Source organism: Streptosporangium sp. NPDC049376, from assembly GCF_044466505.1.
Lineage (GTDB): Bacteria > Actinomycetota > Actinomycetes > Streptosporangiales > Streptosporangiaceae > Streptosporangium.
Map to the genome: position 1 here is coordinate 265,915 of NZ_JBITMT010000007.1, position 15,793 is coordinate 281,707.

Below are 15,793 nucleotides of genomic sequence, written 5' to 3' on the forward strand. Positions count from 1 at the left end.
ACGGCGCAAGGGCGCACCTTCCAAACTAATCAGCACGAAGTCCGATACCTCTGCGTCAGCGCATGGCGCAGCAGACCCATCCGGGGCCTAGGGAACATTCGGGGATGCTTCGCGCAAACGATCAAAATGTACACATCGATCACCCGTGCACACAAGATCTACATAAAGGGTAAATAAAGTGATCATTTTGGCGCTATCCGGCAACGCCGGATCTCGCATGAGCCATCACTCGCGGTAGCTTTCAACCGCCCAACGGGGGCGCCAACAACAGCGACGCGAAATCGACACCGCCGTTACCCGATTTCTCGAAAACAAAACACCTTTTTTGGTGAATCCTTCGTTTCACGACCGCGAATCCCAGGCCGTCACTCACGGGCCAGGGATCTCAGACCGTTCACCCGCTGGATCAACATGGAATGAGCCGGCCCGGAAGACACCAAGCCGAGGGCGGGGAGCCGGAGGGCCTGCGGCCTCGGGGTCGTGTGGACCTTCACGAGCATGGAGGCGAGCAGGGCGGGGCGGCCCAGTTGTACGGCGGCGCCCCGGTCGGCGGCCAGTTCCCGGTAACGGCTGAGCGGTCGCAGCGGAAGTCGGGCCAGGGCGATGAGGACACCGGCCACCGCGATGGGCAGCCCCGTCTCGAACAGTTCGCCGAGTCCGCGGCCGGCCCAGGCCAGTGCGATGGCGAACGAGCCGGCCAGGGTCGTCACCGCGACGTCGCGGTGACGGATGTGCGCGATCTCGTGGGCCAGCGCCGCGGCGAGTTCGTCGGGTTCCAGGACGCGCAGCAGCCCACTGGTGACGATCAGGGTGGTGTGCCTGCGGGAGCGACCGACGGTGAAGGCGTTGGGGACGGGGTCGAGGCTGACGGCGACACGGGGTTTGGGCAGTCCGCTGAGCGCGCAGAGCCGGTCGAGCGCCGCGTGCAGTTCGGGCTCGCGCTCGGCGTCGACGAACCTGGCCCCCGCGACCCGCCGGGCGAGCCGCTCCGTGCCGAACCACTGCAGCGCGACGGTCAGCGCGGTCAGTACGGCGACGACGGGCGAGGGAACCCCGCACCGCAGGGCGACGGCCACCGGGATCGCGTAGAGCGCACCGAGCAACGCCAGCGAGACGAACATCCGGACGTACAGGCCGCGCATGCCTCTCCTTCCAGCCACGTCGACGTAGCCGGAAGGTCTCCCCTGGTCCGCGCGGACCCTGCCTGACCGGGCGTTGGCCGTACTGACGACCAGGCAGCGTGAGGGTACTCCCCTTCCCCGTTCAGAAGATTGTCCCGACAATCCGCCTTCGAGACAACTCCTTCCGCGAACGTGAACGACCTCGCTTTTCGAGAGCGAGCTCCGCCCTTTGAGAAGTCCCGTGGAAAGCCCTACGGGGAAACCGCTCAGAAAGAAATTCCTTCAGAACTCGCCCCTTGGAACAGCCGAAGCCCTTAGTGAGCATCCCGTCACCCTCAGAAACGGTCTCTCCTTGGGGAGAAACGCGCCCGGCGGGAACAGTCCTGAAGAACGAAGAAAGGGCGGGTGAGACCCGTGAAGGTCTCACCCGCCCTTTCCGCAGGTGTTACTTGGCGATCAGGGAGCGCAGGACGTACTGCATGATGCCGCCGTGGCGGTAGTAGTCGGCCTCTCCGGGCGTGTCGATGCGCACGACCGCCTGGAACTCCTTGCCGTCCGCCCTGACCGTCACGGTCCGCGGGATTCCGCCGCCGTTGAGCTCCTCGACACCGACGATGTCGAAGGTCTCCTCACCGGTCAGGCCCAGCGAGTCGACCGTCTCGCCCTCGGGGAACTGCAGCGGAAGCACACCCATGCCGATGAGGTTGGAGCGGTGGATGCGCTCGTAGGACTCGGCGATGACGGCGCGGACGCCGAGCAGCGCGGTGCCCTTGGCCGCCCAGTCACGCGAGGAGCCCGAGCCGTACTCCTTGCCCGCCAGGACGACGAGCGGGACGCCGGCGGCCTGGTAGTTGACCGAGGCGTCGTAGATGAAGGACTGCGGGCCGCCCTCGACGGTGAAGTCGCGGGTGTAGCCGCCCTCGACGCCGTTCAGCAGCAGGTTCTTCAGCCGGATGTTGGCGAAGGTGCCGCGGATCATCACCTCGTGGTTGCCGCGGCGGGAGCCGTAGGAGTTGAAGTCCTTGACCTCGACGCCGTTGGCCTTGAGGTAGTCAGCGGCCGGGGTGCCGACCTTGATGGAGCCCGCCGGGGAGATGTGGTCGGTGGTGACCGAGTCGCCCAGCTTGGCCAGGACCTTGGCGCCCGTGATGTCGGTGACGGGGTCCGGCTCCTGCGGCATGCCGTCGAAGTAGGGGGCCTTGCGGACGTAGGTCGAGGCCGGGTCCCACTCGAAGGTGTCGCCGGTCGGGATCGGCAGCGACTGCCAGGCCTCGTCGCCCTTGAACACGTCGGCGTAGTCACGCAGGAACATGTCCTGGTCGATGGAGGAGGCCACGACCGCGGAGACGTCCTCGGGCGAGGGCCAGATGTCGGCGAGGAAGACGGGCTCGCCGTCCACGCCGGTGCCCAGCGGCTCGTTGTTCAGGTCGATGTCCATGGTGCCCGCGAGGGCGTAGGCGACGACCAGCGGCGGCGAGGCCAGGTAGTTCATCTTGACGTCGGGGTTGATGCGACCCTCGAAGTTGCGGTTGCCGGACAGCACCGCGGTGACCGCCAGGTCGTTGGCCTGGATGGCGGCGGAGATCTCCTCCTGCAGCGGGCCGGAGTTGCCGATACAGGTGGTGCACCCGTAGCCGACCAGGTTGAACCCGATCTTGTCGAGGTATGGCTGCAGCCCGGAGCGCTCGAAGTAGCCGGTCACGACCTGGGAGCCGGGGGCCAGGGAGGTCTTCACCCACGGCTTGCGGGTCAGGCCCTTGTCCACCGCGTTCTTCGCCAGCAGGGCGGCGCCCATCATGACGTACGGGTTGGAGGTGTTGGTGCAGCTGGTGATGGCCGCGATCGTGACGACGCCGTGGTCGATCTCGAAGCTCGTGCCGTCGGACAGGGTGACCTCGACGGGCCGGTGCGGACGCTCACCGTTGAGCCCGGCGGCGTGCGGCTTGTCGCCGTTGCCGTCGTGGCCGATCGCCGGGGAGTCGGAGGCGGGGAAGGACTCGGCGGAGGCCTCGTCGACCGGCCCCTGGATGCTGGGGGCGTAGTCCTTGACGGCCGCCCGCCAGGCCCGCTTGGCGTCGGACAGCGCGATGCGGTCCTGCGGGCGCTTGGGACCGGCGATCGACGGGACGACCGTGGCCAGGTCGAGCTCGATGTACTCGGAGAAGACCGGCTCGGGGGCGGACGGGTCGAGCCACAGGCCCTGGGCCTTGGCGTAGGCCTCGACCAGCGCGACCTGCTCCTCGGAGCGGCCGGTGAGCCGCAGGTAGCTGACCGTCTCGCCGTCGATCGGGAAGATGGCGCAGGTCGAGCCGAACTCGGGGCTCATGTTGCCGATGGTGGCGCGGTTGGCCAGCGGCACGCTGGAGACACCCTCGCCGTAGAACTCGACGAACTTGCCGACGACGCCGTGCTTGCGCAGCATCTCGGTGATCGTGAGGACCAGGTCGGTCGCGGTGGCGCCCGCGGGGAGCTTGCCGGTGAGCTTGAAGCCGACCACGCGCGGGATGAGCATGGAGATCGGCTGGCCGAGCATCGCGGCCTCGGCCTCGATGCCGCCGACGCCCCAGCCGAGAACGCCGATGCCGTTCTCCATGGTGGTGTGGGAGTCGGTGCCGACGCAGGTGTCCGGGTAGGCCTTGCCGTCACGGATCATCACGACGCGGGCGAGGTGCTCGATGTTCACCTGGTGCACGATGCCGGTGCCCGGCGGGACGACCTTGAACTCGTCGAAGGCGGTCTGGCCCCAGCGCAGGAACTGGTAGCGCTCGCGGTTGCGCTCGTACTCCCGGTCCACGTTGCGCTGGAAGGAGTCGGGGCCGCCGAAGAAGTCGACGATCACGGAGTGGTCGATGACCATCTCCGCGGGGGCCAGCGGGTTGATCCTGGCGGCGTCGCCGCCGAGCTCGCGCACGGCCTCGCGCATGGTGGCCAGGTCCACGACGCAGGGCACACCGGTGAAGTCCTGCATGATCACGCGGGCCGGGGTGAACTGGATCTCCACGCTGGGCGCGGCGGACGGGTCCCACTGGCCGAGGGCCTGGATGTGGTCGGCGGTGATGTTGGCGCCGTCCTCGGTGCGGAGCAGGTTCTCCAAGAGGATCTTCAGGCTGTACGGGAGGCGCCCCGACCCCTCGACGGCGTCCAGCCGGTAGATCTCGTATTCCGCGTCTCCGACGCGGAGCGTGTCACGGCTGCCGAAGCTGTTCGCGGACACGGTTCGCCTCCCTTGTCACCCTGTGTTGTCTGAAGCACCCACACGAAAAGGGCGCAACTGAATCCTGCCGCACCGCCGGATCGCCTCATTCGGTTAGGTATGCCTAACCAGCAGGACGTCCATCAGGTTGCAGCGGTTGTCTCGATATCAAGATATATGGGCATGTATCTCGATATCAAGTTACTCACGGGTATGGTCAGGGTTGGACGAGGCGGAAGTAGAGCAGGCCCAGGACGACCACCGAGAGCACCGGGGCGAGGAACTTCTGCTCGAAGGCGCGGCCCGTCTTGATGCCTATCTTCCAGGGCAGCAGCCAGCGCTGACGCAACGGCCACAGCACCGGGCAGCCCTTTTCCGTGCAGCAGTCTCCCACGACGTGCACCAGGCAGCCGACCGCGACCGCCACCCCCAGCCAGGCGTACCCCACGTTCTCATTGCGGAAGACCACGAACAGCCCGAAGGTCAGGCCGATGTTGACCATCGCGGAGGCGACCTTCTTGCCCGGGACGCCGATGCCGATGGCCCGCAACGCCAGGCCGATGAGCAGCACGACGAGGATGTCCCTGCCGATCGGATAGGTGTTGGCCAGGTAGTGCGCCCCGAACCCGACGGCGACCGCGAACAGCAGCGAGTGGGTGGCGTGCCGGTGCCCCCCGCTCAGCCACGAGACGGCCTTGCTCAGCCCCCAGGTGACCGGGCCGAAGGTCTGGGCGATCGTCGCGCTCGGGTGGTCCAGGTCCGGCAGCATCGCGGCCCCGGCGCAGACCAGCGTCCCGGCGATGAACTCCGCCGGGGTGAGCGCGTGCACCATGACCCCGGTCTCGATGAACCTGGAGGACTCGGTGAGCAGCGGCAGGGCCGCCAGCGTCGGCGCCACTCCCAGCCACGCCACCGCCCCCGTCAGCGCGTGCGTGTGCCCCATCATCGGCCAAACACTCCCATCAAGATCACTTTGATCGACTGTACGGCAAAGCCCGCCCAAACAGAGGATCAAGTCATTCTTCATCGTCGGCGTGTCGGCCGTAAGTGCTCGATGGGAAACATACGCGCGACCGGAGCAGGGCGGAGCGGCTTCGAACCACTCCCCGGATCCGTCCGCATGAGGGCCGTACCGGCCCCGCGCGCCGGCGGGTCCTCCAGGGGCCTCCTCGCCGCCCCTGATCCCGGACCCACGAAGGGGCCCCTACCCGAGGGACGCCCGCCGTGATCGCCCGGAGCTCAGCCGAGGGGGCGCCCGCCGTTCCGGTCGTCGGCCCTGTCATACCCGCCGTGACTTCTCCGGCCGGACCGGTCACCGCTCCATGACCGATCGCCGCCTCTGGAGCGGTCGTATCCACGGTCGGCGAACCGTCCGGTACCCCGGCCGCCGCGCCGTGCGCCCGTCCGGCCGCCGGAGCCCTCGAACGTCCATCTCCTGGAGCGCGTTCCTCCGTGTGGCCCGCCCCTGGCGTGCGTCCCGTCGAGTTCGCCGGCCCGCCGGGTGTTCCGCCCCGCCCGGTGTTTCCTCGACCATCCGGCCTGCCACTCGTCGGCCCACTCGGTGCCCGCGGAACGCCTGTTCCCCCGGTCGTGTCCCCATCGCCAGCCGCGTCGGCCGGCTCCCGGGTTCGTCCGTCCGGTGGCCCGCCTTCCGGCGTGCTCACCGGCCGGGGGCCCCTGCCGTCCGACCGTCCAGCCGGTGGAGCTGTCGTGCCCCGGTTTCGAGTGCTGCTGCGTGGCTCCCACGGCCGCGATCCCCACGAGTACGGCCAGCAGTCCGGCGCGCATCATGTCCATTGGTTTCTCCCCCTGGTCCGTTCGATCTTCAGGGGGCAGATCTCCACAGACGTTCTACCCGGGGGCCGGGAACGGCTAACGGACGCGAGAAGGGGCGCGAGGCCACGCATGAGAAGGGCGACCCGGGGGAAGATCTCCCTCAGGCCGCCCGTTTCTCCACAAACGACAGACGGGACCGTTCCGTGCCGAAAGCACCCCCCAGCCCTTCCGGCGCGGAACGAATCCCGTCTATGTCCTTTGTAACGTGCAGGTCTCAGGAGTTGTTCCAATTTCAGCCGGGAATTACGTGATCTATCTCACTTTCTCGTCTCGCAGCCGAGAGTTCGCCCTCCGTGACGGTCCGCAGGAAGGGCACGACCGGCACGACGGCCAGTACGGCGAAGCCCGCGAAGGCGGCTCTCACCCCCGACAGTTCGGCGAGCAGCCCGGCCAGTCCGGCACCGACGGGCAGGGTTCCCCAGCTCAGCAGGCGTGAGGCGGCCGAGTAGCGTCCCAGCAGGTGGTCGGGGACGATCAGCTGCGCCAGGGTGCGGCTGTTGACCGTCCAGAGCGTGCCTCCCATGCCGCCCAGGAACGCGGCCGCGCCCACCGCCCAGGCCTGGGGAAGGGCCGCGGGGACGACCATCATCAGGATCGTGCCGACGAGGTCGAGGAACAGCGCCCACCGCACACCGAGCAGGCGGTTGACCGGGCCGGTGAGCACCGCACCGGCCAGGCCGCCGACGCCGATCGAACCGAGCAGCAGGCCGTACGCGGCGGGGTCGAGGCCGAGGGTCCGCACGGCGTAGGAGGGCAGCAGGGCCAGCCAGGCGCTCCAGCAGGCCACGAGCACCGCGATGGTCAGTGACATCGTGCGCAGCAGGCGGTGCCGCCACAGGAAGGCGAGCCCTTCGACCATCTCCCCCCGCACCCCGCTGGGTCGCGTGGCCGTACCGGCCGGGCGGGCGACGCGGAAGCGGCCCGCGAGCAGGGCGAGCAGTACGGCTCCGAGCGCGAAGGCCCCGGCGGAGGAGCCGAGCGCGAAGGCGGCGCCGACACCGGTCAGCAGGCCGCCGACGGCCGGTCCGGCGAACTCGTTCGCCACGGTCTCCGCGCCCGCGATCCAGGCGTTGGCCCGGCCGAGCCGTTGCCTGGGCACCGCGGCGGGGACCAGGGCGCCGACCGCGGAGTTCGCGACGACCTCGGCCAGGCCGATCAGGACTCCCGACAGGTAGAGCAGTGGCAGGGTCAGCGCCTCCGCCGTGACCGCGGCCAGCAGGGCGAGCGCGACCGCGAGCCTGACCAGGTTGGCCAGGGCGGCCAGGCGTCTGCGGTCGCCCCGGTCGACGAGCACGCCCACATGGAGGGAGGCCAGCAGCCACGGCAGCGTCAGGGTCAGCCCGACCCCGGCGACCAGGCCGGGCGAGTCGGTCAGCTCGACGGCGAGCAGAGGGAGCGCGATCTTGGCCACCCCGTCGGCGAGGTTGGTCGCGACGGTGAAACCGATGAGCACCGTCTCGTTGCGCCGCGGCGCCCGTTCCGCGTAAGTCATCATCAGCTAACCCCCAAAACACTTTAGAAGGTTACAAGGTAGCCCTGAAGCCCGAGATGCGAAATCAGGGGTTGTTCTTAGAACGCTCTCGATATATCTTTGACACATCAAGAGCGGTCGGAGGACGATCGCCGAGAACAGGGGGTACCGACATGTCGGCGGAAGCGATGGGAGGCTGGGCCTCGGGGGCCGTGCCGCACGAGATCAGGCGCGAGATGAGGCGCGCCGCCAGGGAGGTCTTCAGGGGCATGGCCACCGCCTGGCACCACGACGGCCCGGGCCCGCGCGAGCACGGCCCGCACGCCTTCGGGCCGCACGAGCACCACCACAGGGAGCACAGGGAGCACGGAGAGCGCCGGGAGCACAGGGAGCGCGGTGGCCGCCGCAGCGGGCCGTTCCCCGGTGGCCCCTTCCCCTGGGACTTCGGCAGGGGCGGTCCGTTCGGGCGAGGGGGCCCGTTCGGCGGGGGCGGCCCCTTCGGGCGAGGGCGCAAGGCGAAGCGGGGCGACGTCCGCGCCGCGATCCTCGCACTGCTCTCCGAGGAGCCGCGCAACGGCTACCAGATCATCCAGGAGATCGCCAAGCGCAGCCAGGGGGGCTGGAAGCCCAGTCCCGGCGCGGTCTACCCGGCGCTCCAGCAGCTCACCGACGAGGGCCTCGTCCTGTCCGAGGAGGCCGACGGGCGCAAGTCCTTCCAGCTCACCGAGGCGGGCAGAGCCTATGTCGCCGAGCATCAGGAGGAGCTGCGCGCGCCGTGGGAGGAGATGACCCCCGATCTCGGGGAGAGTTCCTGGGAACTGATGGATCTGGCCCGCCAGTCAGCCGTCGCTCTCTTCCAGGTCTTGCAGAATGGCAGTGAGGCGCAGATCCGCCAGGCCCGGCAGATCATGATCGACACGCGCCGCAAGCTCTACCAGATCCTGGCAGACGGCGAACCCGGCGAGGAGTGATCCCACGATGACGTTTCCCGACGATCTCCGCATCGGAGACGCCGAACGCGACGCCGCCACGGAGGCCCTGCGTGAGCACTACGCGCAGGGCAGGCTGAACCACGAGGAGTTCGAGGAACGCCTCGACGTGATCATGACGGCGCGTACAGGTCGTGATCTGGCCCGCGCGGGCGCCGACCTGCCCGATCTGCCCGGCATGTACGGCTTCGGCGCCACCGAGAACGGCGGCCACGGCGCCGTCGCGGAGGGTGGCGGGGAGCGGTGGGACCATCACTCATGGGACCAGCGGGAGTGGCGCAGGCAGTGGCGCGATCAGTGGCGTGAGGCCCGCAGGCTCCACCGGCACGCCCATCACGGCTGGTCCCACTCCGGCCAGTGGCAGCAGCAGTGGAACGAGCAGTGGCGGAACCAGGCGGCACTGCAGCGGCTGACCGCCCAGCGGTGGGCCGCGGCCCGGCATCACCGGCCGGGGCACCACCGGGGCGGGGGCGCGTTCGTGCCGGTGCTGATCGGGGTGGTCGCCCTGACGGCGATCATGGGGTTCGGCGTCTTCAAGATCCTGTTCCTGGCCTGGATCGTGATGGCCGTGGCGGGCGTGTTGCACCGCAAGCACTGGCACCACCGGATGGGCCACGGCCGCAGGTGAATCCCCTGGTCCGGCCCCTTCCGTCCACGGGAGGGGTCAGGCCAGAGACTCCCTCAGCAACCGCAGCTCTCCGGCTATCCGGTCCAGCGTCCAGTGGGCGTTCAGCCCGCTGGGGTTGGGCAGCACCCACACGGTCGTCTCGCCGATGCGTCTGTCCTGCGGCCCGATCACCGCGCCGCGCTCGGCGAAGGCCGTCCGGTAGGCGGTGACGCCCAGGACGGCCAGCACCTTCGGCCTGACCTCGGCGACCAGCCCGGCCAGCCGTACCCCTCCCTCACGGAACTCCTCGGCGGACAGCTCCGCCGCCTGGGCCGTGGCCCGCGCGACCACGTTGGTGATCCCGAGGCCGTAGGAGGGCAGTTCCCACTGCTGAGCGGGGGCCAGCAGCCTGGGGGTGAAACCCGACAGGTGCAGCGCCGGCCAGAAGCGGTTGCCGGGCCTGGCGAAGTGGTGACCGGTCACCGCGGAGTACAGACCGGGGTTGATGCCGCAGAACAGCACCTCGATCGAGGGGCCGAGCACGTCGTCGACGGTCAGGTCGGCCGCGGCGGCCAGCTCGGCCTTCGTCGGCCTCGGCGGCTTCGCCGATGGCGGGGTTTCCGGGACCGGGGGCACGGGACGAACCTAACCCATCTCCTCCAGTTTCCTGCCCTTGGTCTCACGCACCTTGAACAGCACGAAGAAGAAGGAGAGCACGGCGAAGAAGGCGTATCCCACGTAGGCGCCCGCGAGACTCCACTCGGCCAGGGACGGGAACGAGACGGTGATCAGCCAGTTGGCCACCCACTGGGCGGCGGCGGCCACGGACAGCGCGGCCGCCCTGATCCTGTTGGGGAACATCTCTCCCAGCAACACCCAGACCACGACACCCCACGACAGCGCGAAGAACAGCACGAACACGTGCGCGGCGACCAGGGCGACGGTGCCCTGCGCCGACGGCAGCCGTACGGTGTCGCCGATGTGGACGCCCGCGCTGAAGGCCCACGCGGCGACGGCGAGGGCGACCGCCATGCCCGCGGAGCCGATCAGCAGCAGCGGCCTGCGGCCGATCCGGTCGACCAGCGCGATGGCGATGAACGTGCCGACGATGTTGATGATCGAGGTGGAGAAGCTGATCAGCAGCGAGTCGCTCTGGTTGATGCCGACCGACTGCCACAACGACGCCGAGTAGTAGAAGATGACGTTGATTCCGACGAACTGCTGGAACACCGAGAGCAGGATGCCGATCCAGACGATCGGCAGCAGGCCGAACGCCGGGCCGCGCAGGTCGCTGAGCCGGGGCCGGTGCTCCAGGCGCAGTGAGGCCTGGATCTCCTTGAGCCGTTCCTCAAGGTCGGTCCTTTCCCCCTCGACCTCCTTGAGCACCCGGCGCGCCATCTCCGTCCTGCCGATGGCGACGAGGAACCTCGGAGACTCGGGGATGATCGTCGAGAAGAGCAGATAGAGCAGGGCGGGCACCAGGCAGGCGCCCAGCATCCACTGCCAGGCCTGCAGGCCGAGCAGCCTGTTGTTGACGTCTCCCCCGGCGAGTTGCGCGATCGCGAAGTTGACCAGCTGGGAGACCGCGATGCCCAGCACGATCGCGAGCTGCTGGAAGGAACCCAGACGCCCCCGGTAGGCGGGCGGCGCGACCTCGGCGATGTAGGCGGGGCCGATCACCGAGGCCATGCCGATGCCGACGCCGGCGAGCACCCGCCACAGGGCCAGGTCCCAGATCGCGAACGGCAGCGCCTGGCCGAGGGAGCTGACCGCGAACAGCAGCGCGGCCACCTGCATCGTCCTGGTGCGTCCCCAGCGGTCGGCGATGCGCCCGGCGATCCACGCGCCCAGCGCCGAGCCGAGCAGCGCGATCGCGACGACGAACCCGATCTGGACGGGACCGACCTGGAAGTGCTTCTGGATGCCGGTCACGGCGCCGTTGATGACCGCGCTGTCGTAGCCGAAGAGGAACCCGCCGATGGCGGCCGCGGCGGTGATGAAGACGACGTGCCCGAGGTTCTCTTTGGGGGTGCCCGAAGGGGTGGTACCGACCATGACAGTCCTTTCCCCGAAACCCATGTGCCTAACGGGCCGCCCCGCGATGCCCCCTCGCCTTCTGAACCTGCCCTGAACTGCGGAAACATCCCTGTTCTGAGTCTCTCACGCCACCCTCGCACGCCGGCGGCGCGACTCACCCGGCCCCCTCACGGCCCGCCCGTACGGCTCACCAGCGCAGGATCGCGGCCACCCCGCCGGACTCGGCGAGGTCCTGTGCGGCCTCTCCGTCCAGCACGATCACCTCGGCGTCGATGTCGAGGGCGCGTTCGATCATGCGTTCCCCCATCGTGGGATCGGGCACGACCTCCTCCCCCGGTTCGCCCCGCGGGACGTCTCCCCGGGCGTAGAGCCGCCCGTCCTCCGTACGGCCGCCGTCCCACTCGCCGGACTCGTTCAGCAGCAGCTGCGCCACCCGACTGTCGTTCAGCGCGCCGAGCGTCGCCTCAAGGCCCAGGGCGCCGGGGCCGCCGGACAGGGCGGCGTCCCTGGCCCGCTCGGTCAGCTCGACGCCGTGCCGGGTGCGGGCGGCCCTCAGCTGCGGCTCGACGTACTCGGCGAGCTTGGCCGGGGGCAGCGAGTCGACGACCGCGTCGACCTGGAGAACGTCCCCGCCGACCAGGGGCGCGACGGTCTCGGTCAGCTGGACGTCGCCGAGGAGCACGACCGTCTGCCAGCCGCGCCGCCTGGCCTCCTCGGCCACTCCCGGAGCCGCGGCGCGCAGCTGCCGGGTGAGGTTCTCCTCGACGCGGCGTTCGAACTTGTCGCGGTGCGTCGCGGCCGACCTGGCGAGTTCCGCGGTGGCCGGGCCGCGCATCTGCTTCCACTCCTCCACGGGGATCTCGAAGGAGGTACCGCCCAGGTCCTCGGTCAGGCCGTACCGGTAGTCGATCATCTTCAGGCCGTCCCTGGAGAGCACGACGAGACCCGCGGGAGGCGCGGCCTCGACCGCGTTGACCAGCGGGCGCACGTACGCCGTCGACTCCATGACGATCTGGTCGGCGACCGGCACCTGGAAGGAGAACGACCGCGCCCGGCCGTCGCCGACCGGTGCGAACATGACGCGTCCCAGGCCTGACTCCGTCGGGTCGAGCAGCTGCTCGAAGTCCGTCTCCAGTTCGTCGAGCCGGTTCAGCAGGGCCGTCCGCCGTTCTCTGTCCCTGACGGCCGTCATCTGCTCCCGCAGCTCCGACAGCTCGTTGCCGAAGCGGATCCGCCAGGCGGGTTTGACCGCCGCCTCCTCCTGCGGGGAGGCGGTCACGTAGAACGACAGCACCCCCAGCTCGTCGTGCATGGAGACGACCTCCCGCAGAGCTGCACGGCCGAATCGCTCGAATTCCACGGCGCCTCCCCTGATGGTCGGGTTCTCACCACAGTAAGGAGAGATACGGGAGGGATATGGGACACATCGTGGAATATGCCCTTCCGCTGCGCGTGTCTTTACCCGGGCGCCGGACGCCCGGCGTCCGGCGCCCGGTCTACACCCCGGGCAGGACCTCGGTGGCGATCAGTTCGAGCTGGTCGAGGTCCGACAGGTCCATGACCTGCAGGTAGACCCGCTCGACGCCCAGCTCGGCGAACTCCCCGATCTTGGCGACCACCTCGGCCGGGGTACCCGCCAGGCCACTGGCCCGCAGCGCGTCCAGCTCCTGGCCCGCGGCCCGGGCGCGGCGCGCGATCTCGGCCTCGCCGGTGCCGACGGCCACGGTCTGCGCGACGGAGAAGACGATCGGCCGGTCGCGTCCCTCCTCCTCACAGGCCTTCCTGACCCGGCCGAAGGCGGCGGCGCTGTCCTGCGGGGTGTGGAAGGGGACGTTGTACTCGTCGGCGAACCGCGCGGCCAGGAGCGGGGTGCGCCTGGCGCCGAACCCGCCGATGATGATCGGCGGCCTGGGGCTCTGCTCGGGCTTGGGCAGCGCGGGTGAGTCCGCGAGCCGGTAGTGGGCCCCCTCGAAGGAGAACGTCTCCCCGACCGGCGTGCCCCAGAGCCCGGTCAGGATCTCCAGCTGCTCCTCGAAACGGGCGAAGCGCTCGCCGAGCGGCGGGAAGGGGATCCCGTACGCGACGTGCTCGGCGTCGAACCAGCCGGTGCCCAGGCCCAGCTCGACCCGGCCGCCGCTCATCCGGTCCACCTGGGCCACGCTGATCGCCAGCGCGCCGGGATACCTGAAGGTGGCGGGGGTGACCAGGGTGCCGAGCCTGATCGTGGAGGTCTCCCTGGCCAGGCCCGCGAGGGTCACCCAGGCGTCGGTCGAGCCGGGGCCGGGGTCGCCGGGGCCGATCCGCTGGTAGTGGTCGGAACGGAAGAAGGCGTCGAAGCCCAGTCGCTCCGCGGTCCGCGCGACCGTCAGGAGCTCGTCGTATGTGGCGCCCTGCTGCGGTTCGGTGAAGATCCTCAACTTCATGAACATCATTATCCGGGCACTACGGACGCCGTCCATGGAAACACAACGGCGTGGCGGAACACTTGCTACCGTTCATTCTTCGGTGCGCAAAGTGACCGTACAGGCACCCATCGCAACCGTTCTGTGCCGTCGAGGAGGGAGATCCCATGCCGGTGGCGACAGAGTCGGCGACCGGGCCGGAGGCAGGTCCTGAGCCCGGAGCCACCACCCGCCGCGTCCGCGAACCCGGCACTCCGCCGCGTTCCCTTGTCGCGCTCGCCTCCCTGGCCCTCGCCGCGGGGACGGGCGCCGCCCTCTGGGTGCTGCCCGGCGGGGCCGTACGGCCCGCGCGGGCCCAGCGACCGGTCGCTCCCCCGCCCGTCCCGGCCCCCACCCCGCTCGCCTCGGCCCCCGTCCCGTCTCCCGCCGGGCGGCCCGGTCCCGTCGCACGCCCCTCGGGGTTCGTGACGTTCGTCGACGCCGCCAGGAACCCGTCGTTCACGGCGCCGTTCACGCCCCCGGGGCCGTCCGCGCCCGGCCGGGTGCACTGGTTCACCCTGGGACACCTCACCGCGGGCGAGGACGGCTGCACCCCCGAGTGGAACGGGCGGGACCCGGGTCTGTCACCCGCCGGACGCCTGGCGCGCCTGCGGGCCTCCGGTGGGGAGGCGGGACTCGTCTTCGGCGGTCCCGGAGGCAGGGAACTGGCCGCCACCTGCGCCGACCTCGGGCGCCTCACCGACGCCTACCGGCGCGCGGTGAACGCCTCAGGCGCGGGCTACGTCGACTTCGAACTCGGCGGAGGCGACAACGAGGCGACCGTCCTGCGCCGCGCGGCGGCCATCGCGTCCCTGCAGCGTGAGGCCGCCGCGGCGGGCGGGACCCTCACGGTGAGCTTCACCCTGCCCGCGGACGGCGACGGTCTCAGCCTCGCCGACCAGCGGATGCTCAGGGTCACCCGGGGGCACGGGGCCGAGATCTCCGCGGTCAACCTCCTGGTCCCGATCCGGAGCGGTCCCGGGCGTCGCTCCCGGCTGCGGCCGATCGCCGAGGCCGTACGGGCGGCCCATCCCCAGGTCGTCAGGTCCCTGGGCAGGACGGGCACGGGGCACCGGATCGCCCTGTCCCCGTTCCTGAGCGGCGCGAAGGACCTGACCTCCGCCGACGCCCGCAAACTGGTCGCCTTCAGCGCCCGCGAGGGGATGGCCTGGCTGTCCACCAGGGGAGCCGCCCCCTCCTGGCGCGTGTCCCGCCTGCTGGCGGGCCTGGCCCACTAGACAGACACCCCACATGGGGTTATACATGCGCCGCAGTCCTCGTCGAACCCACAGGGGAGACATGCCGAAGATCAACGTGTACCTGCCCGACGAACTGGCCGAGGCGGTCAAGGCTGCGGGGGTCCCGGTCTCCGCCGTCTGCCAGCGTGCCCTGGAGCAGGCCGTACGGCGTATCACCGCCATCAGGGAGACCGGGCTCGGCTCCCCGGGACTCGACGGCTCCGGCGCCCGCTTCGCGAGCTTCACCCCCCGAGCCCGTACGGCGGTGAGCCTCGCGCTTGAGGAGGCACGCGCGGGCGGGGCCGCCGAGGTCGGCACCGAGCACCTGCTGGGCGGCCTGCTCGCCGAGGGCACCAACCTGGCCCTGCACGTCCTGCGCGCCGTGGAGGTCGATCCCGGGCAGGTACGGCGTGAGCTGGACGCCCTCGGCGGGAACGGCGCCGTGTCCGCCGCCCCGGCGCGATTCAGCGGGCCCGCGGCCGCGGCCCTCGAACTGACCGTCTCCGACGCCATCGCCCTGGGACACAACTACGTCGGGTGCGAGCACCTGCTCCTCGGCCTGGTCGCGGAGCCGGAGGGAACGGCGGGACGCGTCCTGCGGAGGCTCGGCGCCGAACCGAGGCTGACCCGCCGCGCCGTCACCGCCGCGCTGGCGGGCTACGTCCACCTCAGGGCGCAGGACCAGGCCGCGGCCGAACGGCCGCCGAGGTCTTCGCCGGAATCCCTGTCCGAGGCCGTCCGCCGGGAGCTGCGGCCCATCGTCCAGCGCCTGGAACGGCTTGAGGAACGGCTCGGCCGGCCCGCGGAGGGGTGAGGGCACCCAGACTGTCGCGAAAAATCCCCTGAAGCCGGACATGTAA

At 70.2% G+C, this 15,793-nt stretch carries 13 protein-coding genes; 4 read left to right on the forward strand and 9 right to left on the reverse strand.

The window, feature by feature from the left end; genetic code table 11:
* Positions 1-365: 365 nt before the first annotated feature.
* The 5 genes from ACIBVQ_RS20680 to ACIBVQ_RS20700 all read right to left on the reverse strand — a co-directional run bounded on the left by ACIBVQ_RS20680 (position 366) and on the right by ACIBVQ_RS20700 (position 7,645).
* Positions 366-1,142 (reverse strand): M48 family metalloprotease, encoded by a 777-nt coding sequence (locus ACIBVQ_RS20680; protein ID WP_399179194.1) that lies wholly within the window; start codon positions 1,140-1,142, stop codon positions 366-368.
* A 424-nt stretch (positions 1,143-1,566) separates the two neighbouring features.
* Positions 1,567-4,335 carry an aconitate hydratase AcnA gene (gene acnA / locus ACIBVQ_RS20685; protein WP_352016149.1) on the reverse strand — a complete coding sequence of 923 codons (2,769 nt, stop codon included), beginning with the start codon at positions 4,333-4,335 and terminating at the stop codon, positions 1,567-1,569.
* 196 nt (positions 4,336-4,531) lie between these two features.
* Positions 4,532-5,260, reverse strand: a complete 729-nt coding sequence (locus ACIBVQ_RS20690) for a metal-dependent hydrolase (protein ID WP_352016150.1) — start codon at positions 5,258-5,260, stop codon at positions 4,532-4,534.
* A 293-nt stretch (positions 5,261-5,553) separates the two neighbouring features.
* Positions 5,554-6,111 carry a hypothetical protein gene (locus ACIBVQ_RS20695; RefSeq protein WP_362911613.1) on the reverse strand — a complete coding sequence of 186 codons (558 nt, stop codon included), beginning with the start codon at positions 6,109-6,111 and terminating at the stop codon, positions 5,554-5,556.
* A gap of 271 nt (positions 6,112-6,382) precedes the next feature.
* Positions 6,383-7,645, reverse strand: a complete 1,263-nt coding sequence (locus ACIBVQ_RS20700; RefSeq protein ID WP_399179197.1) for an MFS transporter — start codon at positions 7,643-7,645, stop codon at positions 6,383-6,385.
* 149 nt (positions 7,646-7,794) lie between these two features.
* Between ACIBVQ_RS20700 and ACIBVQ_RS20705 the strand changes: the two genes are divergently transcribed.
* Positions 7,795-8,592, forward strand: coding sequence for a PadR family transcriptional regulator (locus ACIBVQ_RS20705; RefSeq protein ID WP_399179199.1), 798 nt, complete (start codon positions 7,795-7,797; stop codon positions 8,590-8,592).
* A 7-nt stretch (positions 8,593-8,599) separates the two neighbouring features.
* Entirely contained in the window at positions 8,600-9,238 is a 639-nt protein-coding gene (locus ACIBVQ_RS20710) for a DUF1707 domain-containing protein (protein ID WP_399179201.1), read from the forward strand.
* Positions 9,239-9,274: 36 nt separating this feature from the next.
* Here ACIBVQ_RS20710 and mug read toward each other — a convergent pair whose 3' ends face one another.
* The 4 genes from mug to ACIBVQ_RS20730 form a co-directional block, all read right to left on the reverse strand.
* Positions 9,275-9,853, reverse strand: coding sequence for a G/U mismatch-specific DNA glycosylase (gene mug, locus ACIBVQ_RS20715; RefSeq protein ID WP_399179203.1), 579 nt, complete (start codon positions 9,851-9,853; stop codon positions 9,275-9,277).
* A gap of 9 nt (positions 9,854-9,862) precedes the next feature.
* On the reverse strand, positions 9,863-11,272 hold the full coding sequence (locus ACIBVQ_RS20720; RefSeq protein WP_352016156.1) for a sugar porter family MFS transporter: 1,410 nt from the start codon (positions 11,270-11,272) through the stop codon (positions 9,863-9,865).
* 169 nt (positions 11,273-11,441) lie between these two features.
* A complete protein-coding gene (locus ACIBVQ_RS20725) occupies positions 11,442-12,614 on the reverse strand; it encodes a VLRF1 family aeRF1-type release factor (protein WP_399179205.1) in 1,173 nt (390 codons plus the stop codon).
* Positions 12,615-12,750: 136 nt separating this feature from the next.
* A complete protein-coding gene (locus ACIBVQ_RS20730) occupies positions 12,751-13,677 on the reverse strand; it encodes an LLM class F420-dependent oxidoreductase (RefSeq protein WP_399179207.1) in 927 nt (308 codons plus the stop codon).
* A 146-nt stretch (positions 13,678-13,823) separates the two neighbouring features.
* Here ACIBVQ_RS20730 and ACIBVQ_RS20735 point away from each other — a divergent pair, with 146 nt between their 5' ends.
* Both ACIBVQ_RS20735 and ACIBVQ_RS20740 read left to right on the forward strand, forming a co-directional pair.
* Positions 13,824-14,933, forward strand: a complete 1,110-nt coding sequence (locus ACIBVQ_RS20735; RefSeq protein WP_399179209.1) for a hypothetical protein — start codon at positions 13,824-13,826, stop codon at positions 14,931-14,933.
* Between the two features lie 61 nt (positions 14,934-14,994).
* Positions 14,995-15,747, forward strand: coding sequence for a Clp protease N-terminal domain-containing protein (locus ACIBVQ_RS20740; protein ID WP_352016160.1), 753 nt, complete (start codon positions 14,995-14,997; stop codon positions 15,745-15,747).
* The last annotated feature ends 46 nt before the right edge of the window (positions 15,748-15,793 follow it).